Origin of the sequence: Cryobacterium sp. PH31-AA6, assembly GCF_030063195.1 — a bacterium.
Lineage (GTDB): Bacteria > Actinomycetota > Actinomycetes > Actinomycetales > Microbacteriaceae > Cryobacterium.
The window spans coordinates 147660-166687 of record NZ_JASISS010000003.1 but is presented as its reverse complement, the minus strand read 5'-3'; the positions used below and the strand labels follow the sequence as shown (position 1 = coordinate 166687).

At 69.8% G+C, this 19028-nt stretch carries 16 protein-coding genes and 1 pseudogene; 11 read left to right on the top strand and 6 right to left on the bottom strand.

The window, feature by feature from the left end:
- Positions 1-96: 96 nt before the first annotated feature.
- Together QMG61_RS04150 and QMG61_RS04145 are read right to left on the bottom strand one after the other, a co-directional pair.
- Entirely contained in the window at positions 97-789 is a 693-nt protein-coding gene (locus QMG61_RS04150; protein ID WP_283493069.1) for an ABC transporter ATP-binding protein, read from the bottom strand.
- Positions 786-1865 carry an ABC transporter permease gene (locus QMG61_RS04145; protein WP_283493068.1) on the bottom strand — a complete coding sequence of 360 codons (1080 nt, stop codon included), beginning with the start codon at positions 1863-1865 and terminating at the stop codon, positions 786-788. The genes QMG61_RS04150 and QMG61_RS04145 overlap by 4 nt, the downstream gene beginning before the upstream one ends.
- Positions 1866-2048: 183 nt before the next feature.
- Here QMG61_RS04145 and QMG61_RS04140 point away from each other — a divergent pair, with 183 nt between their 5' ends.
- Complete coding sequence (locus QMG61_RS04140; RefSeq protein ID WP_283493067.1) at positions 2049-3314, top strand: sensor histidine kinase; 1266 nt, start codon at positions 2049-2051, stop codon at positions 3312-3314.
- Complete coding sequence (locus QMG61_RS04135) at positions 3311-3940, top strand: response regulator (protein ID WP_283493066.1); 630 nt, start codon at positions 3311-3313, stop codon at positions 3938-3940. The genes QMG61_RS04140 and QMG61_RS04135 overlap by 4 nt, the downstream gene beginning before the upstream one ends.
- Before the next feature lie 22 nt (positions 3941-3962).
- Here the strand turns inward: QMG61_RS04135 and QMG61_RS04130 are convergent, their stop codons facing one another.
- Complete coding sequence (locus tag QMG61_RS04130) at positions 3963-6110, bottom strand: Ig-like domain-containing protein (RefSeq protein WP_283493065.1); 2148 nt, start codon at positions 6108-6110, stop codon at positions 3963-3965.
- A gap of 191 nt (positions 6111-6301) precedes the next feature.
- On the opposite strand from QMG61_RS04130, the gene QMG61_RS04125 reads away from it, so the two are divergent.
- The 3 genes from QMG61_RS04125 to QMG61_RS04115 are packed head-to-tail and all read left to right on the top strand — an operon-like array spanning position 6302 to position 10316.
- A complete protein-coding gene (locus tag QMG61_RS04125) occupies positions 6302-7537 on the top strand; it encodes an alanine racemase (RefSeq protein WP_283493064.1) in 1236 nt (411 codons plus the stop codon).
- Positions 7534-8847, top strand: a complete 1314-nt coding sequence (locus tag QMG61_RS04120) for a D-arabinono-1,4-lactone oxidase (RefSeq protein WP_283493063.1) — start codon at positions 7534-7536, stop codon at positions 8845-8847. Before QMG61_RS04125 ends, QMG61_RS04120 begins: the two co-directional genes overlap by 4 nt.
- Complete coding sequence (locus tag QMG61_RS04115) at positions 8844-10316, top strand: glycoside hydrolase family 1 protein (RefSeq protein WP_283493062.1); 1473 nt, start codon at positions 8844-8846, stop codon at positions 10314-10316. The genes QMG61_RS04120 and QMG61_RS04115 overlap by 4 nt, the downstream gene beginning before the upstream one ends.
- 123 nt (positions 10317-10439) lie before the next feature.
- Here QMG61_RS04115 and QMG61_RS04110 read toward each other — a convergent pair whose 3' ends face one another.
- A complete protein-coding gene (locus QMG61_RS04110; protein WP_283493061.1) occupies positions 10440-11174 on the bottom strand; it encodes an ABC transporter permease in 735 nt (244 codons plus the stop codon).
- 259 nt (positions 11175-11433) lie between these two features.
- Positions 11434-11929: pseudogene (locus QMG61_RS04105) on the bottom strand (ABC transporter ATP-binding protein); the annotation flags it as partial.
- Between the two features lie 174 nt (positions 11930-12103).
- Between QMG61_RS04105 and QMG61_RS04100 the strand changes: the two are divergent.
- Both QMG61_RS04100 and QMG61_RS04095 read left to right on the top strand, forming a co-directional pair.
- Positions 12104-12670 (top strand): LemA family protein, encoded by a 567-nt coding sequence (locus tag QMG61_RS04100; protein WP_283493059.1) that lies wholly within the window; start codon positions 12104-12106, stop codon positions 12668-12670.
- A 12-nt stretch (positions 12671-12682) separates the two neighbouring features.
- Entirely contained in the window at positions 12683-13567 is an 885-nt protein-coding gene (locus QMG61_RS04095; RefSeq protein ID WP_283493058.1) for a M48 family metalloprotease, read from the top strand.
- A gap of 64 nt (positions 13568-13631) precedes the next feature.
- Here the strand turns inward: QMG61_RS04095 and QMG61_RS04090 are convergent, their stop codons facing one another.
- Entirely contained in the window at positions 13632-14831 is a 1200-nt protein-coding gene (locus QMG61_RS04090; protein WP_283493057.1) for a winged helix-turn-helix domain-containing protein, read from the bottom strand.
- A gap of 166 nt (positions 14832-14997) precedes the next feature.
- On the opposite strand from QMG61_RS04090, the gene QMG61_RS04085 reads away from it, so the two are divergent.
- The 4 genes from QMG61_RS04085 to QMG61_RS04070 are packed head-to-tail and all read left to right on the top strand — an operon-like array spanning position 14998 to position 19022.
- Positions 14998-16128, top strand: a complete 1131-nt coding sequence (locus QMG61_RS04085; protein WP_283493056.1) for an ABC transporter substrate-binding protein — start codon at positions 14998-15000, stop codon at positions 16126-16128.
- Positions 16115-16978: an ABC transporter permease gene (locus tag QMG61_RS04080; RefSeq protein ID WP_283493167.1), complete on the top strand. Its 864-nt coding sequence runs from the start codon at positions 16115-16117 to the stop codon at positions 16976-16978. Before QMG61_RS04085 ends, QMG61_RS04080 begins: the two co-directional genes overlap by 14 nt.
- Entirely contained in the window at positions 16966-17865 is a 900-nt protein-coding gene (locus QMG61_RS04075; protein ID WP_283493055.1) for an ABC transporter permease subunit, read from the top strand. Before QMG61_RS04080 ends, QMG61_RS04075 begins: the two co-directional genes overlap by 13 nt.
- On the top strand, positions 17862-19022 hold the full coding sequence (locus tag QMG61_RS04070; protein WP_283493054.1) for an ABC transporter ATP-binding protein: 1161 nt from the start codon (positions 17862-17864) through the stop codon (positions 19020-19022). The genes QMG61_RS04075 and QMG61_RS04070 overlap by 4 nt, the downstream gene beginning before the upstream one ends.
- Positions 19023-19028: the final 6 nt, after the last annotated feature.

Genomic DNA, 19028 nt, shown 5'->3' with positions numbered 1-19028 from the left:
CCTCCCGGAGGGGCACGTCGCCTCCCCGCCACTATCGTCGGTAGGCGTGTGCTCGCCGGCTCTGATGGCGGCCTGCGCACGACCTGCCGGCGCGGACTACGCGGTGACGGTGGCGCGGCTGACGCTCAGGATGCCGTCGACCATGTTGTGCACCGAATCAAGCATCGGCAGCAGGCGCTGGTCATGGGTGACCAGAATCGTGGCGGTGTCGTGCTCGCCGGTCAACCGCAGGATCAGGTCCAGGATGCTCGCCCCGCGCTCCTGATCCAGCGCACTCGTGGGCTCGTCGATGACAAGCGCAGTGGGTTCGTTCATCAGCGCCCTGGCGATGTTCACGCGCTGTCGTTGTCCGCCGGAGAGCTGGGCGGGGCGCTTTCCGGCCTGATCGGCCAGACCGACGGCATCCAGAAGCTCAAGGGCACGGATGCCGGCAGCGCGCCGCCCACGGGCGCCGCCGCCGAGTTCGCCCATCACCACGAGTTGCTCCGCTGCCGTGAGCGCCGGCAACAGATTGGCCTGTTGGAAGATGATGCCCACACTTTCCCGGCGCAGCTGCGCTCGCTCGGAAAAGGACAACGCGGTCGCGTCAACGCCGCCGATCCGCACGATTCCACGGTCAGGGGTGATCAACGTCGATGCCACGGCCAACAGGCTCGATTTGCCCGAACCGGAGGGACCGGTGACCCCGGCCACGATGCCCCGCCCGACGGAAAGCGTGACATGGTCGATCGCGGTGACCCGGGAGGCGCCATCGGGGAAGGTGAGGGTCACGTCGTCGAGCTGGATCATCGGTTGCTCCCAAGGGCGGTGAGTGGGTCGGTGGTAGTCACGGTACGGAGGGCGAAGCCGGCGCCCGCGAGGCCGAGGACGATCAGGGCCGCGCCTGGGAGCAGCGTCGTCAGTGGGCTGAGCACGAATGGCAGCACGGTACCGGCGACTGTCCCGAGCAGGGCCGTCAGGGTGATGCCGAGCCCCACGCCGGCGACGAGTACGAGTGCCGCCTGGCCCAGGGCGTCGCGGATGAGCATCCGGTCTGAGGCGCCAAGTGCTTTGAGGATGGCCACATCCGGTTGCCGTTGGATACTCCACACGGTGAAGAACGCGCCGACCACAAGGGCGGAGATGCCGAACAGCATCGTCACCATCAGCAACAGGGACCCGATCTCGGAACGGAAGGCGCCAAGCGCGGTGAGCGAGGGGAGCACCCCGGCCGATGCGGTGCCGGTTGCGGCATCGGCGGCGGCGAAGTCGGTACCCGCGCCGGTCACCGCGAGCACGGTGGCGTAGGGATCCGACTGCCCGGTCGCGGCGGCGACGTTCTGCCAGTCGCCGAGTTGCACCCAGACCACGGGGGTGTGCGAGTACCAGGTGTCGGCGCTGAGCGCATCCACGACGAACGCGGCTCCGGCCAGGTCTACGGAATCGCCGGGGCGCACGGCGAGGTCCCGCGCGGCGGTCCCGGACAGGACCAGGTGGCCGGCCCGTTCCGGAACGTCTGTTCCCGTTGCGGCCGCTCCCGGTCCGACGCCGAACAGGGCGACGGCGGCCGATCGATCCCCGGAAGACAGCTTCAGCTGGCTGATCCCGATCGGGCTGACTCGTTCGACCCCGTCGCGCTCGCGCCAGGCCTCGGCTTCGGCCAACGTCACCGCGGAGTCTGCGTAGCTGAGCGCACCATCCCCCGGCCCAGCGGAGAAGACGATGCGATCGGCGCTGAGGCCGGTGATCGCCGAGATGTTCTGGTCGGCCAGGCCGGCGGTCAGGCCGGACAGAAATCCCACCAACAGGGTGATCAGGGTGACAACGGTGCCGATGAGCACGAACCGTCCCCTGGCAAATCTGAGGTCACGCCACGCTACGTACACGGTCAGGCTCCTTCATTGATCGCTCGCCCGGAGTGCCGGACGCTCTCTACTCTCGCCGCGATGGCGCCCGACGTCATCGTGCGTATTGACCGTCTTCGGCGACCCGAAGGTGGAGAATCCTTTCCACCTTTTGACGGATGCCGGCCTGTCGGATGCCGCGTACGCTGAGGGAGTGATCTGCGCGTGACCGGGCCTCAGGGCTCCGCCCTCAACCCCGTCTTCCTCGGTCTCCGGATCGGGCTGCACGCGCTCGTGCTCGGCCTGGTCGGTCTCGTCGTGGCCGCGGCCGTCTCGGCCGGCTTCCCCGCGGCTCTCGTGGTCACCGCGGTCGCCGTCGTATTCCTTGGCAGCTATGGCTTCGGGGCGCTGTTTGCCCGGAGCCTCCGCGCTCGCGCGGGCCGGAGCAGCGCGCTTTCCGGCGGATCGGTTGCCTGGCCTGTCACGGCCTGGCTGGCCGTGCTGACGGCAGAGTGGCTGGTGCTCGCGGCGCTCAGCGCGGAGGCGATCTACCTGGTCTTCCCGCTCTTCTTTCTGTACCTGCATCTCCTGTCCGGCTGGCAGGGACCGGCGGCCGTAGTCGCCACGACGATCCTCGCGATCCTCGCCTTCGGGTACCAGCGTGGTTTCAGCGCGGCGGGAGTGGTGGGTCCGCTGATCGGGGCCGCCGTCGCGGTCGCCATCGGGCTGGCCTATCGCTCCCTCGCCCGTGAAGCGAAAGAGCGCGAGGTCCTGATCGCCGAGCTCCTCACGGCCCGGACCCGCCTGGCCGCTGCGGAGCGTGCCGCCGGGGTCAAGGACGAACGTGGACGCCTGGCCAGAGAGATCCATGACACCGTGTCCCAATCGCTGTCGAGCATCGTTCTGCTGTTGCACGCGGCCGAGCGGTCCGGCCCGGGAAGCGACGCCTCGGCCGAGCGGATGCGGCAGGCCCGGGCTGCCGCGGCAGACGCCCTCGCAGAGACTCGACAGTTCATCGACGAACTGGCACCGCCGATGCTGCGGCAAGCGACCCTGCTCGAGGCCTTGAAACGCCTCGCCGCGGAGACCGGCAGCACCACAGGCATCCGAATCGACGTGACCGTCGCCGGTGAATTCGAAGCTCTGCCCACCCGCTACGAGACCGCGTTGCTGCGCATCGCCCAGGGCGCTTTGGCCAACGCGGTGCAGCATGCCGGCGCTTCGCGGATCGATTTGACCCTGAGCACCCTCGATACGGAGGTCATTCTCGATGTGGTCGACAACGGTGTCGGCTTCGATACCACGGCCATCCCGGCCGCACCCGGGCGCACGAGCGCCGGCGCGGGCGAGGGCGCCGGAAGGGCCGGGCGCACGTCTTTTGGCCTGCGCGCGATGCGGGAACGGGTTGAGGAGCTGGGCGGGTCGCTCACGGTCGAGAGCACCCCTGGCGTGGGAACGAGCGTCGTCGCCGGTTTCGAGGTGAACGGATGAGCATCCACATCGTGATCGCAGACGACCACCCGATTCTGCGCTCTGGCCTGCAGGCGCTGTTCGACACCGAGCCCAGTATCAGCGTCGTCGCCGCGGTCGGTACCCCGGACGACGCCGTCGCGGCGGCTGAGCGTTTCCGTCCCGACGTCGTACTGATGGACCTGCAGTTCTCCGGAGAGTTCCGGGGTGCGGAGGCCACCCGGCGCATCCGGGCACTGCCACACCCGCCGAGCGTGCTCATCTTCACCAACTACGACTCGGACAGCGACATCATCACCGCCATTGAGGGCGGAGCGGCCGGCTACCTGCTCAAGGACACGCCACCCGATGACCTGATCGCGGCCGTCACCGCCGCGGCGTCAGGCCAATCCGCGTTAGCCCCCACAGTTGCCACTCGGTTGCTCTCGCGGGTGCGCAACCCGAGCCCGACCCTCAGCGCTCGGGAACTGGAGGTGCTGGCACTCGTCGCCGAGGGGAGGAACAATACCGACGTCGCCGCCCACCTGCACCTGAGTGAGACGACGGTGAAATCACATCTTGCGCACATCTACCCCAAGCTGGGGGTCTCCTCCCGCACCGCGGCTGTGGCGGCGGCGCGCCGGAGCGGGCTGCTGCGCAGCCTCTAGGTCGGGCGCGGGCCGGTCGCGATCAGTCGACCGCGGGCGAGACGAAACGCTGCCACGCCCAGGCGCCCGTGCTGAGCGCCGCGAAGACGCCCGCGGAAACCCAGAGCAGCGTGGACGTGCCGTCGCCGCGCCCGAGCGTCATCGTCGGGGACAACACCGCGAACATGATCGTGAAGGCGAGCGCGGTCAGGCCGGCCCAGACGGGCGGCGACCAGACGAGGATGCTGCGCCCGCTGGTGCTGCCGAGCGGAACCAGCACGATGGCCGCCGACCCGATCGCGGCGAGCACCACACTGTTGGCGACCTCGGCGCCGAACGCGCCGGCGAAACCCGCGGCCTGCGGCAGCACGGCGAGCAGCAACCAGCCCACCACGGCGAGCAGGATCAGGCTTCCCGCGCGCACGGCCGCGAGTTGGCCACGCCGTTCCGGCCGCACGTCGGCCGCGATCGTGACGCTGCCGAGAAGTCCGAACAGGAGCGCCGGGTGGACCTCGAAGACCCGTGAGGCCAGCGCCATCACCCCGACGAGCAGCAGATAGCGCGGCAGGAAGGTGACGGATGCGCCTTGCCCCAGCACCCGACGGCTCCACCACCGGGGAACCAGGGCGCCGGCCGCATTGACCAGCAGCAGGGCGATCATGACCGCGGCCAGTAACCTCAGGTAGGCAGGTCGGCTGCCGATCGGACCGGACAGCATCACAAGCGTTGCGGCGGCGAGCAGGGCTGCGCCCACGAGGAGCCAGCGGTTCACGAGCACGGTGGGCGCCCGCTCGAAGTCGTCCCTGGGGTGGTTGCGGCCGGAGATCGGGGTTCCGCTCCACAGCGGGCGCCCCGCCCGCGCGCGGGTGATCGTTCCGCTGAGCAGGCGGGCGGGGATGGCCAGGAGAAGCAGGCAGCCGAGCGCGAGCAGCGCGGCCTGCAGCCACGAGAAGCCGGAGTCCGGCGGACGCACCGCGGCGGTGAACGGGGTCGGGTCGTTCCAGCCGCCGCCGAGCCCGGTCGTCGGCAGCGCGACGTCCCCGCCGGACTCCCGAGGTTTCGTGCGTGGCGGGGTCGGCAGCGCCGACTCCGGCGACGGGGCGGGAGCCGTGGACTCGACCCCGCCGTCGCCGTCGGCCGTCGGCACCGGAAGCGGGGTCGTGCCGCTCGCGCTCGGGGCCGACGCCGACGTCTCGCCGTAGACCACGGTGATCGCGGGGCTGCCGGCGCTCACGTTGCCGGCCGGATCCTGCTGCACGATGCGCACCTGGTAAGAACCGGCGACGACGCCGCCTGCCGTGCAGCGCCAGGCTCCGCCGGCAACCACCACGGTGCACACCGAATACGGCCCGGCGAAGACGGTGACCGCGGCGCCATCCTCTCCGGTACCCAGATAGGTTGCCCCACTGAGCGGCACCCGCGCGGAATCCGCGGGTGAGGACAGGCGGGGGATGTCGGGGGCGTCAACGTCGAAGTTGAGCGTGACGGGGGAGCTCGAGTTCGAAGAGGACGGCAGACTGAACCAGCTCTGCTGCGCCGCTGTGACCTCGACCGGGCCGCTGGCCAGGCCGTCGCCGGCGAAGGTGCACGCCCAGGCTCCCGAGCCGTCGGCGGTGGAGGTGCATCGTTGGCCGCCGGCCAGCTCGGCGATCACGGATGCGTTCGGGTACGCCGTCCCGCGAACGACGCCGTTGGAGGCGGCCTGGCCGGTGGGCCCGCCAACGATCCTCGGAGCCGCGAGCACCGCAACGCTCTGCTCGGCAGCGAGCGTCGGGTCCCCGGTGACGACAACGCGGAGGTTAACCGTCGGGCCGCTTGGCAGCTGGACGTGGGTGCAGGTCCAGGTGGTGCTCGCATCCGCGGCCACGATGCAGAGCGGGTCGACGCCGGTCGGGGAGAGCAGCTGGATCTCCTGGCCGGCGTCCCGGCTGCCGGAGACGGTGGTGCTGCCGCTGCCGATGAAGCTGCCCGCTGGGGGAGAGTCGATGGTCGGGGCCTGCGGCTCCGGGGTCGCCTTCCGGCTCGGAGTCGGAGTCGGAGTCGGCGTGGGGGTTGCGGTTGGTGCGGGTGCCGTGGCGGTCTGGGCGTGCGCCCCGGCCGGCACAGCGAGTGCCGCGGCGACCGCGCCGAGCAGCAGCACGAACACGAGCCCGGCGGCGACGGCGGCGCGCGGGTAGCCGTTCCGTCGCACTTTTCGCCGTCGCGATGCGGCGAGCCGAGACCGAAGCATGAATTCCCCCCTGACACCATTTCAGGGGCCAGACTCGCAAAAGTCAACGGTGTGACCCCGCGTGTCCCCGGCGCGACCGATTCGTTACCATCAGGCATGGTGCATACTGACTGACGGATGAGCCGAACGGCGACGGTGAAGGCGGTGCGCTGATGAACATCGATCTGTCGGTCCGGTCGGATGCCTCGCCCTGGCTGAGCCCTGACCGTTACTGGCCCGCCCTGACCGAGGCCACGGCCGCCCAGGACACTCCGATCGCCGCGCTGCACCTCGGCGCCCTCCGGCACAACACCGGCGACCTGCTTTCCCGCGCGGCCGGCAGCCCGATCCGGGTCGCGACCAAGTCGATCCGCGTGCGCGGCGTGATCGAGGCGATCCTCGCCGTTCCGGGATTTGACGGGCTGCTCGCCTACACGCTGGCCGAGGCGCTCTGGCTGGCCGAGACGATGACCGACATCGTCGTGGGCTACCCGACGGCGGAAGCCGGGGCGATCCGCACCCTCGGCCGGTCCCCGGAACTCGCGTCGCGGGTCACCCTGATGGTCGATTCCCTCGACCAGCTCGACGTCATCGACGCCGTCCTTCCTCCCGGCCGGAGGGAGAGAATCCGGCTCTGCCTCGAGCTGGACTCCGGCTGGAAGCCGCCACTGATCGGTCGGCTGGGGGTGCGGCGCTCGCCGCTGCACACGGTGCGGGATGCCCGCTCGCTCGCCGAGGGCATCGCCGCTCGGGCCGGGTTCCGCCTCGTCGGGATGATGGGCTACGAGGCGCAGATCGCGGGGATCGGCGATATGCCGGTCGGCAAACCGCTCGAGGCCCGGTTCATCCGCTGGATGCAGGGACGCTCGATCGCCGAGCTGTCCGCGCGCCGGGCGGCCGCGGTCACGGCCGTGCGGGAGATCGCGGAGCTCGAATTCGTCAACGGCGGCGGCACCGGCTCGTTGGAGAGCACCCATGACGACACCTCGGTGACCGACATCGCCGCCGGCAGCGGGTTCTTCGGCGGGCACCTCTTCGACACCTTCTCCGCATTTCGGCCGGCACCGGCCGCGGCCTTCGCGCTCTCCGTCGTGCGCAAGCCCAGCGCCGCGACCGCCACCCTGCTCGGTGGAGGCTGGATTGCCTCGGGGCCGACCGGTTCCGACCGCACCCCGCGGCTGGTCTGGCCGGAGGGCCTGGCCTTCGTGCCGCGCGAGATGGCAGGCGAGGTTCAGACGCCGATCACCGGCGCCGCCGCAGCACGGCTCCGGGCGGGCGACCGGGTGTGGCTGCGGCACACGAAGTCCGGCGAGCTCAGCGAGCACGTCAACGAGTTCGCGGTGGTCGACGACGGTCTGGTCGTCGACCTGTTGCCGACCTATCGCGGCGAAGGAAAGGCCTTCCTGTGAGCGCGAGCGGCGCGAAGTGGCGCAACTGGGCGGGCAGCGAGTCGGTCCGGCCGGTGCGGGTGGAGCGACCCTCCAGCGTGGGTGCCGTGCAGCGCGCCGTGGTCGCCGCCGCGCGGGCCGGCCTCAGGATCAAGGCCGTCGGTTCCGGCCACAGCTTCTCCGGCATCGCGGTCGCTCCCGGCGTGCAACTTGACCTGGACGACCTCGCCGGGCTCGTCGCCGTGGACGAGGCCGGCGGCCGGGTCACCCTGGCCGCCGGCACCCGCCTGCACCGGATTCCGGCCCTGCTCGCGCCCCACGGCCTGGCCATGGCCAACCTCGGCGACATCGACCGGCAGACCCTCGCCGGGGCAACCTCCACCGGCACTCACGGCACCGGCGGCGGCTTCGGCGGGCTGGCCACCCAGATCACGGCGCTGACCATGGTCACCGCCGACGGCGGGCTGCTGCGCGTCAGCGAAACCGAAAACGCCGAGCTGTTGCCGGCGGCCAGGCTCGGACTGGGTGCCCTCGGCATCCTCGTCGACATCACCGTGCAGTGCGTACCCCGGTTCCTGCTGCACGCGGTCGAGGCGGCCGAGCCGCTCGAGGAGGTGCTCGACGGCTACCTCGAACGCTCCCGCAGGCTCGACCACTACGAGTTCTACTGGTTTCCGCACACCGGGACCGCCCTGACCAAAACCAATACCCGGCTGCCCGGTGACGCGGCCAGGGCCCCGGTCGGTCGGCTCTCCGGCTGGGTGGACGACGAACTGCTGGCCAACGGCGTCTACCGGGGAGTCTGCGCCGTCGGCGCGATCCTTCCGCCGGTGATCCCCGGCTTCAACCGGCTCGCCGAGCGGCTCACCGGCCGCCGCGAATACACGGATGCCTCCCACCGGGTCTTCATCGCCAACCGCACCGTGCGCTTCCACGAGATGGAATACGCGCTGCCCCGGCACGCGATTCCCGGGGCGCTCCGCGAGGTGCGCACGCTGATCGACAGCCGGGGCTGGCGCATCTCGTTCCCGATCGAGGTGCGCTCCGCCGCCGCCGACGACCTGTGGCTCTCCACCGCGCAGGGCAGGGAGACCGGCTACATCGCCGTGCACCGGTACCACCGGGAAGACCCGGCAGAGTACTTCCACGCCATTGAGGCGATCATGCGCGCGCACGACGGGCGCCCGCACTGGGGCAAGATGCACTACCGTGACGCCGAATCGCTCGGCCCGGCCTACCCCCGGTTTGCGGATTTCATCCTCGTGCGTGACAGGCTCGACCCGGAGCGCCGCTTCAGCAACAGCTATCTGGAAAGAGTCCTGGGTCAATGAGCACCAAACCGGCAGGTAGCAACACCCCAGCGGGCAGGGCCTGGCCCCACCGCTCCAGCGAGCTCGGCGACCGTCTTCCGGACGGATTCGTCCTCGGCACGGGCACATCGGCCTTTCAGGTCGAGGGCGGCGCCAGAGAGGGCGGCCGCGGTGAGTCGAGCTGGGACCCGTTCACCGCCACAGCCGGCCGGATCGTCGACGGATCGAACGCATCCGTCGCCGCCGACCACTTCCATAAGCTCGACGAAGACCTGACCCTGATCCGTGAGCTCGGCGCGGACGCCTACCGGTTCTCCTTCGCCTGGACACGCGTACAACCCGACGGCCGCGGCGCGCTCAGCCGAACCGGCCTGGCCTTCTACGACCGGCTCCTCGATGGTCTGCTCACGGCCGGGATCAGCCCGATGGCGACACTGTTCCACTGGGACACACCGATCCGGCTGCGCGGCGGCTGGCTCGGCCGGGACACCGCGTTGCGCTTCGGCGACTACGCGCACATGCTCGGCGAGGTTTTCGGCGACCGGATCGACTCGTGGATCACCCTCAATGACCCGGCCACCGTCTTCCTGAACGGTTATGCGCTCGGCACGGATGCGCCGGGGGAGACCCGCCGGTTCGCGGCCCTGCCGGCCGCTCACCACCAGTTGCTGGGCCACGGCCTGGCCGTGCAGGGCCTGCGCGCGGCCGATGTGCGCGGGCGGATCGGCATCGCGAACGTGCACACGCCCGTGCGGGCCGACAGCGGCCGGGAGGCCGACGAGGTCGCCGCCGAGCTGTTCGACGTGCTGCACAACCGCATCTTCGCCGATGCCACGCTTCTCGGCCGGTATCCGGAGCCGCCGGAGCCCTACCTGCTCGAAACCCGGATGCTCCTCGAAACCGACCCGGACGACCTGCGCACCATTCACCAACCGCTCGACTTCTACGGACTGAACTACGTGCAGCCGTCGCGGATCAAGGCGGGCCCGGCCGCGCCGAAGAGCCCCGCCGGCCCGCCGCGCGAGCCGGGGAAGTCGGAAACGACCGTGTCCTTCCCGTTCCACGTCACACCGTTCCGGGAGTTCCCGGTGACCGGGACCGGGGCCGCGATCGCGCCAGAGTACCTGGGCGTTGCCCTCGCGGAGCTGCACGCCCGCTACGGCGACCGGCTGCCGCCGGTCTGGATCACGGGCGTCGGCGCCGGGTTTGCCGACGCGACGGACCGATACGGTGTCGTCGAGGATCCGGCGAGGATCGATTACCTCGCCGAGCACCTCATCGCAGCGCTCGACGCCGTCGCGCCGGGGGGAGTGGCCGAGGGGGTCGACCTGCGCGCCTTCGTGGTGCGGTCCCTGATCGACGGCTTCGAGTGGACGGCGGGCTACACCCAGCGCCACGGACTGGTCCACGTCGACTTCCTCGATGCAAACCGCAAGCGCACGCCCAAATCCTCCTACCGCTGGCTCCAGCAGGTGCTCGCCGCTCGCTAACCATCCGCCGTCGTTCCTCGCCGAACTGTGACTTCGGTACAGTTTTCGGCCCCGAAACGGTGCACAACTCACAGTTCGGCGAGGCTGACGGCCAGGAGGGACGGAGGCTGGGGGGAGGGGATGTCAGGGGGTTCGGCGCCGCAGGGTGATCGAGCCGAGCACGACCGCCCCGACGATCCACGCCCCGATGATCAGCAGCTTGCCGCCGACGTACGCGGCATCCTGCGAGTCGCTGGCGACGGCCTGGAGCGCGTCGATCGCGTGGGAGAGCGGAAGCCAATCGCTGAACGCGCGGAGGGCATCCGGCAGTTGGTCCCTGGGCAGGAAGATGCCGCCGAGCAGAATCTGCGGGAAGACCAGGGCCGGCATGAACTGCACGACCTGGAATTCGGTGCGGGCGAACGCGCTGGCCAACAGGCCGAGGGCCGTTCCCAGCACCGCGTCCGCGACCGCTACCGCAAGCAGCAACCAGATCGAGCCGGTGATCGTCAGGCCACAGACCCAGACCGCGTAGCCGACAGCCGCCGCCGACTGCAGCACCGCGAGCAGGCCGAACGCCAGCGTGTAGCCGAGGATGAAGTCGCCCTTGCCCAGCGGCATCGACAGCAACCGCTCGAGCGTTCCCGTGCGCCGTTCCCGGAGAGTGGTGATGCTCGTGACCAGGAACATGACGATGAACGGGAACAGGGCGATCATCGCCGGGCCGACGGTGTCGAACACCGGGGTGTCCGAGAAGATCCAGGCGACCAGGCCGATCAGCAGGCTGGGCACGACGAGTAACAGCACGATGGTGCGCGGATCATGACGGATCTGGGTGAGTACGCGCCCGGCGGTGGCGAGCGTGCGGCGCGGGTTCACGAGTCGCCGGCTTCCCGGCCGGCCGGATCGGATGACGGATGGGCCGAAATCAGGGCGAGGAACGCCGCCTCCACGTCAGGGGTCCCGGTTGCGGAGAGCAGTCCGTCCGGGGTGTCGTCGGCGAGGACCTCGCCCTGCCGCATCAGGAGCAGCCGGTCGCAGCGGCTGGCCTCGTCCATCACATGGCTGGAGACGAGCAGGCTCGTCCCGGAGTCGGCCAGGCGGTGGAACAACGCCCACAACTCCACCCTGAGCACCGGGTCGAGGCCGACGGTCGGTTCGTCGAGCACAAGGAGCTCTGGCGAGCCGAGGAGGGCGCCGGCCAGGGACACTCGGCTGCGCTGCCCGCCGGAGAGTGACCCGGCCAGTTGGCCGGCGTTCGGGGCCAGGTCTGTCGCGTCGATCACCCGGTCGATGTCGTCCCGGGACGCCCCGAGCACGGCGGCGAAGTACTGGAGGTTCTGGCGCACGGTGAGGTCGTCGTACACGCTCGCATCCTGGGTGACGTAGCCGACCCGGCCGCGCAGCGATGCCGTGCCCGCGGCCCGGCCCAGCACGGTGACCGCGCCCGACTGCACGACCTGCACCCCGACGATCGAGCGCATCAGCGTGGTCTTCCCGCAGCCGCTCGGCCCGATCAGGCCGACGACCAGGCCGCGAGGCACGGTCAGGCTCAGGCCGTGCAGCACCGGCTGCTTTCCCCGGCGGGCATGCAGGTCGCGCACGACGACGGCCGGGGCGGATCTGTGCACCATGAGTGTCATTATTCGCCGCTCGGCAGTGGATGTCACGCTCCTCAAGCGGTGATTCTTGGAGTGTGGTGGGAAGTACATGGGAGCCTCAGGGCGCGCAGTTATGATGGGCGTGCATTGCAAGTCACGATGCCCCGGGCCTCTGCCCGCCCCGCCCAATCGCAAGGAGACGCTGCCATGGAATGGCTCATCCCGGTCCTCATCGTTGTTGCCCTCATTGCCATCATCGGGATCTACCTGTGGGCCACCTATAACTCCCTCGTCACCCTCAAGGTGCGCGTGGACGAGGCGTGGAGCGACATCACCGTGCAGCTGAAGCGGCGAGCCGACCTCATCCCCAACCTGATCGAAACGGTGAAGGGGTACGCGGCGCACGAAAAGTCAGTCTTCGAGAACGTCACCAAGGCCCGTGCCGAGACGCTGAGCGCTCAGGGGCCGGCCGACGCTGCCGCCGCCGAGAACCACATGCAGACCGCGTTGAAGAGCATCTTCGCCGTGGCCGAGGCCTATCCTCAGCTGCAGGCGAGCCAGAACTACCTTCAGCTGCAGGCCGAGCTTGTCGACACCGAAGACAAGGTTCAGGCCTCGCGCCGGTTCTACAACGGTGGCGTGCGCGAGCTGAACACGAAGATCCAGGTCTTCCCGAACAACCTCATTGCCCGCAACCTCGGCTTCACCCAGCGTGACTTCTTCGAGGTGTCCGACTCCGCCGCCATCGCGGAGCCGCCTCGCGTGCAGTTCTAACGGCGGGCGTCGATGTATAGCGCGATTGCGCGCAATAAGCGCAACACGGTCTTCATCATCATCTTGTTCCTGGCCATCATCACGGGCCTGGGCTGGCTCGCCAACGCCGTGTACGGCAATGGCGGCTACGGCATCCTGATCCTCACGATCGTGGTGGCGAGCGGTTACGCCCTCTTGCAGTACTTCATGGCGGGGCGCCAGGCGGTCGCGATGAGCGGCGGCATCCGGATCAACAGCAAGGCCGAGCACCCGCGGCTGTGGAACATCGTCGAGAACCTGTCGATCACGACCGGTACCCCGATGCCCGCGATCTATGTGATCAGCGACCCGGCGCCGAACGCGTTCGCCACCGGGCGCGACCCCGAGCACGCGATCGTCGCCGCGACCACCGGCCTGCTCGAGATCATGAATGACTCCGAACTCGAGGGAGTCATGGCGCACGAACTCGGCCACGTGCGCAACTACGACATTCGGCTGTCGATGGTGGTCTTCGGACTGGTCGTCGCCGTCGGCTTCATCTCGGACATGTTCCTGCGGATGGCGTTCTTCGGCCGCAACAAGAACAACAACGGCAACCCGGTCGTGATGGTGTTCGGCCTGGTCGCAATGGTCGTGGCGCCGCTGGTGGCAAGCATGGTTCAGTTGGCGGTCTCCCGGCAGCGGGAATACCTCGCCGATGCGACGAGCGCCCTGACCACCCGGCACCCCGACGCCCTCGCGAGCGCCCTGGCCAAGCTGGAAACCTACGGTCGCCCGATGCAGAAACAGAACTCATCGATGGCGCACCTGTGGATCAGCAACCCGCTGAAGCCGGGCATGATGGCGAAGCTGTTCAGCACGCACCCGCCGATCGAGGAGCGGATCGAGCGCCTGCACACCATGGGCCGCAAATTCTGACCTGATCACCCCCGGTGGTCGAGCTCGTCGAGACCCCGCGCCACCCCGTCCCCGAGCCTCGCCGCTAGCGCAGCTCGGCGGTCAGGCCCGCGGCGAGGTTGCCGCGCTCGACCACCTCGATCTCGTCGAGACCCTGCCAGGCCGCGGTCTCCTGGAGCACCGCGGCGAGGCGAGCGGCCGTGTCGGAGGGGGCATCCGGTTCGGACCAGGCGGCCTGCACCCGCAGCACGCCGGACTGCCGGTCATTTTTCAGATCGACCCGGCCGACGATCGTGTCGCCGAGCAGCACGGGCAGCACGTAGTAGCCGAACACCCGTTTGGGCTGGGGGGTGTAGATCTCGATCCGGTAGTGAAAGTCGAACAGCCGCAGGGCTCGTGCCCGCTCCCAGACGACCGGATCGAACGGGGAGAGCACGGCGGCGGCGTCCATCGAGCGGGGCAGCCTGGCGTCACGGTGCAGCCACGCGGCCTTGCTCGCGCCGTCCCAGCCGGCCACCTCCACCGGGATCAGTTCCCCGGCATCCTCCAGCTCGCGGATGCCGGCCAGCGCCGGCACGGACTTCAACCGAAAGTAGTCGGCGAAGTCCTTGGCCGTGCCGATGCCGTGTGCACGCGCCGCACGGCTGATCAGCTCCCGGTGAGCGGTGGCCGAGTCGACGCGGCGACCAAGCAACTCCGCGGGCAACACCTGTTCGGGCAGGCCGTAGACCCGCTCGAACCGTTGGCGACCGGCGCTCACCACGTCACCCCAGCGGAAGAGCACCTCCAGCCCGGTCTTCACGTCGGACCAGCCCCACCAGGGGCCGCTGCGCCTGTTCGCGTCGTGCTCGATGGCGCTGGCCGGCAAGGGTCCCTTGTCGGCGAGCTCGGCGAGCAGCCAGTCCAGCATCGGCCGGTTCCCCGCAGCCCAGCTGTCCGGTGCGCCGGCGGCCTGGTCACGGTAGTGCTGCATCCGCCAGCCGAACAGCGGCCAGCTATCCAGCGGGAGCAACGACGCCTCATGCGCCCAGTACTCGGTGAAGCGGGCCTCGCGGCCGCTGGTCAGGCGGTCCAGCTGGGCCTTGTCGTATCGGCCCAGACGGCTGAACGCCGGCAGGTAGTGGCTGCGCTCGAAGACATTCACCGAGTCGATCTGCAGCAGCTCGATCCGGTTGACCAGGGCATCCAGCTGGCGGATGCCGGGCGTCGCCGCCGATCTGCGGCCGAAGCCCTGAGCGGCCAGCGCAATGCGGCGGGCGAGGGTGGGGGAGACTGACTGGACCATCAGGATCGACCATACTGCTCGCATCCGTCGCCAGGCATTCACACGCCGTTCAGGCGGGAGTCCCACGCCGGTCCACTGCCGCTCCTAGTCTCACGATGACCAGTAACCCGGCACCCAACAGCGCGACACCTGCGTGCGGCCTGTCGCTGGTCCGACGGAGGACAACTTGATCACCACACGCACCCTGGTCGCCTCGCTGGCCGCCACGGCCGCCCTCGCCATCGGCCTGACCGGATGCTCCGGATCCGCCGCGGGCAGCGCCGCCACGACCGACGCCGCCACGGCGACGAGCCTGAGCGCGTTCGGCGACCTGCCTGCACTCGAGGCCGCGGCCAGGGCGGAGGGCGGACTCAACGTCATCGCCCTGCCGCGTGACTGGGCCAACTACGGCGCCGTACTCGACGCCTTCGCCCAGAAGTACCCCGAGATCACGATCAACGAGGCCTCGCCTGACGGCTCGAGCGCCGAGGAAATCCAGGCCGCGGACACCCTCAAGGGCCAGGACACCGCACCGGACGTCTTCGACCTCGGTCTGGCCGTCGCCCTCTCCAGCACCGACCGGTTCGCGCCGTACCAGGTGGCCACCTGGGCCGACATCCCCGACGCCCTCAAGGAGGCCAACGGACTGTACACCGGCGATTACGGCGGATACCTGGCCGTGGGCTACGACCCGGACGCGGTTCCGGCGCCGAAGAAGCTGAGCGATCTGCTCGGTGCCGCGTACAAGGGCAAGGTCACCATCAACGGCGACCCGACCCAGGCGGGGGCAGCCTTCGCCGCCGTCGGAATGGCGACGGTGCAGAACGACGGCACGGTCGATGACTTCCAGCCCGGTATCGACTTCTTCACGAAACTGAATGCGGCAGGCAACTTCGTCAAGATCGACCCGACGCCGGCAACCATCGCCTCGGGCGAGACCCCCGTCGTCCTCGACTGGGACTACCTCAACGTGGGCTACGGCAAGAAGCTCCAGGGCCAGCGCAACTGGAAGGTCGTTGTCTTCAGCGGCGCCGGCTACGCCGGGTACTACAACCAGGCCGTGAGCAAGGATGCCCCGCACCCCGCCGCCGCCCGGTTGTGGCAGGAATTCCTTTACAGCGACGAGGGCCAGAACCTGTGGCTCGCCGGCGGGGCGCGCCCGGTTCGTGCCGAGGCCATGACAGCCGCGGGCACCATCGACGCGAAACTGCTCGGTGCCCTTCCCGCGGCGCCGGCGGAAACCGTCGTCCCGACCAAGGAACAGAGCGCCGCGGGAGCCGCCCTGCTCGCAAAAAAGTGGGCCGCTGCTGTCCAGTAGGCTCCGCAGAACGGCAGCGGCCTTCGGGCTGCTGCCGTTTGCGGTCTATGTTCTCCTTTTTCTCGTCGTGCCGACCCTGATCGCCATCGGCACCGGCTTCTTCGACACGAGCGGCGCGTTCACGCTCGACACTGTCGCGGCCCTCGGCAATCCGGTGGTGCTGGATGCCTTCGCCAACTCGTTCGCTCTCTCCGCCCTGACCTCCGTCATCGGAGCACTCGTCGGCGCGGCCGCCTGCTACGGGCTGCTCGGTGCGCGGCCGGACGGGACCTTACGCACCGTGGTCGATTCTCTCAGCGGCGTGCTCGCCCAGTTCGGCGGGGTCATGCTCGCCTTCGCGTTCGTGGCCACCATCGGCATCCAGGGCATGGTCACGGTCATCCTGCGCGACAGCTTCGGCGTGGACATTTTCGCCGACGGCGTCTGGCTCTACGAGCTGCCCGGGCTCGTGCTGCCCTATCTCTACTTTCAGGTTCCGCTGATGATCATCACGTTCATGCCCGCACTCCAGGCGCTCAAGCCGACCTGGGCCGAGGCCAACGCGACCCTCGGTGGCAGCCGCGCCAGCTACTGGCTGCGCATCGCGGGTCCCGTGCTCGCCCCCTCCTTCCTCGGCAGCCTGTTGCTGCTGTTCGCGAACGCGTTCTCCTCCTACGCGACGGCCGCTGCGCTGACGAGCCAGGGGTCCCAGATCGTGCCGTTGCAGATCCGCTCCGCACTCACCAGCGAAACCGTGCTCGGCCGGGAGAACCTGGCCGGGGCGCTCGCGCTCGGAATGATCGTGGTGATGGTGGTCGTGATGAGCGGCTACTCGGCCCTCCAGGCCCGCGCCGCCAGGTGGCAGCGATGACCGCGGCCCAGGAGACACGGAGCCCGGTGCTGCACGGCACCCGTCCGGGCCCGGTCGCGCCGGGCGGCGTCGCGCACGCACCGTCCCGTGCCGCCCGGGCAGCGATCCTGGGGACGATCGGCCTGCTCTTCCTGCTGCCCATCGTCGCCATGGTCGAGTTCACCCTGCGTAAGGGTCTCGGCGGCGGGTATGACGCCTCGCGCTGGGTCGCGCTGGCCCAGGACGGCCTGACCGGTCAGTACCGGCAGGTTCTGGTTGCCCTCGGCAACTCGGTCGCCCTGGCCGTCGGCACGGTGCTGATCGTGCTCCTGCTGCTCGTGCCCACCCTGCTGCTGGTGCACATCCGTTTTCCCCGACTCCGCCGGGTGCTGGAGTTCGTCTGCATCCTGCCGATCAGCATTCCGGCGATCGTGCTCGTGGTCGGCCTGGCCCCGGTCTACTCGCTGCTCTCCCGGCTCGCCGGCAGCGGGGTCTGGACCCTCGCCTTCGCCTACGGTATCACCGTGCTGCCCTACGCCTACCGGGCCATCCAGGCCAACCTCGACGGCGTCGACGTGCGCACCCTCAGCGAGGCGGCCCGCACCCTCGGTGCCGGCTGGGGGAGCGTGCTGTTCCGGGTGCTCGTGCCCAACCTCCGCCGCGGCATCCTGGCCGCCGCTTTCATCGCGGTCGCCGTCGTGCTCGGCGAGTTCACGATCGCGTCGCTGCTCAGCCGGGTGAACCTGCAGACCGCCCTCGTCGTGGTCAGCAAGTCCGACCCGTACACGGCCGTGATCCTGTCCCTGCTCGCCCTGATCTTCGCGTTCCTGCTGCTGCTCCTGATCGGTCGCCTCGGCGCCGAACGCACCCGCCCGCGACGACGACGCCCCATCGGAGGCCAACCATGACCCGTACCACCGTCAGCACCACGAAGGCACCCACGACCGCGAACCCGGGAATGGCGCCCGCGGCCAGGCGCGGGACCGTCGTCGAATTCTCGGGCGTCTCAAGGCAATTCGGCGAACATCGGGCGCTGGCCGGATTTGACCTCACCCTGCACGCCGGCGAGCTCGTCGCCCTGCTCGGTCCGAGTGGCAGCGGCAAGACGACGGCCCTGCGGGCGCTCGCGGGGCTCGAATCGGCGGATGCCGGCACCATCCTCATCGACGGTGTCGACGTGTCGACCCTGCCGACGAGCCGGCGCGACATGGGCATGGTCTTCCAGTCCTACTCCCTGTTCCCGCACCTGACCGCGGGCGAGAACGTCGAGTTCGGGTTGCGGATGCGCGGGGTGGTCGGCCGGGATCGCCGCCGTCGCGCCGCGGACGCACTGGCCCTGGTCGGGCTCGACGCCCACTACGACCGGTTCGCGCACCAGCTCTCCGGGGGCCAGCAGCAACGCGTCGCACTGGCCCGCGCCCTGGTCACCGAGCCGCGGGTGCTCCTGCTCGACGAGCCGCTCTCCGCACTCGACGCCAAGGTGCGGGTCGGACTGCGCGAAGAGATCCGGAGGATCCAGACCGACCTGGGCATCACGACCCTGTTCGTGACGCACGACCAGGACGAGGCGCTCGCCGTCGCCGACCGGGTCGCCGTGATGCGTGACGGCCGGATCGAGCAGGTCGGCACGCCGGAGGACCTCTACTGCCGCCCGGCCTCTCCGTTCATCGCGGACTTCGTCGGCCTGAGCAACCAGCTCGCCGGTCTCGTGCGCCACGGGTTCGCCGAGGTGTACGGCGCAAAGCTGCCGCTCGTCGACCCGTCACAGGGCGACGGGGCCGTGCTGGTCGCGGTGCGCCCGGAGGACCTCGAACTGGCCGGAGACGGACCGGACGGGGTGGGGCCGACCGGTGTCGTGGTCGCGACGAGCTTCCACGGCTCGCTCCGCCGCACCCGGGTGCGCCTCGGCGACGGCGTCGTGGTGTCCGTGCAACACGGAGTGCAGGTGCGCACCGTTCCCGGCGAGAGGATTCGGTTACGCTTCTGCGGCACGCCGGTCTCGGTCGACGCGGTCGGGATTCCCGGCCAGCGGGTCATGCACGGCGGCGAATACGGGAATGCCTAGAATGAT

Coding starts and splice junctions, on each gene's coding strand:
- QMG61_RS04150 (WP_283493069.1), bottom strand. CDS start 789: ATGATCCAGCTCGACGACGTGACCCTCACCTTCCCCGATGGCGCCTCC.
- QMG61_RS04135 (WP_283493066.1), top strand. CDS start 3,311: ATGAGCATCCACATCGTGATCGCAGACGACCACCCGATTCTGCGCTCT.
- QMG61_RS04125 (WP_283493064.1), top strand. CDS start 6,302: ATGAACATCGATCTGTCGGTCCGGTCGGATGCCTCGCCCTGGCTGAGC.
- QMG61_RS04115 (WP_283493062.1), top strand. CDS start 8,844: ATGAGCACCAAACCGGCAGGTAGCAACACCCCAGCGGGCAGGGCCTGG.
- QMG61_RS04100 (WP_283493059.1), top strand. CDS start 12,104: ATGGAATGGCTCATCCCGGTCCTCATCGTTGTTGCCCTCATTGCCATC.
- QMG61_RS04095 (WP_283493058.1), top strand. CDS start 12,683: ATGTATAGCGCGATTGCGCGCAATAAGCGCAACACGGTCTTCATCATC.
- QMG61_RS04090 (WP_283493057.1), bottom strand. CDS start 14,831: ATGGTCCAGTCAGTCTCCCCCACCCTCGCCCGCCGCATTGCGCTGGCC.
- QMG61_RS04070 (WP_283493054.1), top strand. CDS start 17,862: ATGACCCGTACCACCGTCAGCACCACGAAGGCACCCACGACCGCGAAC.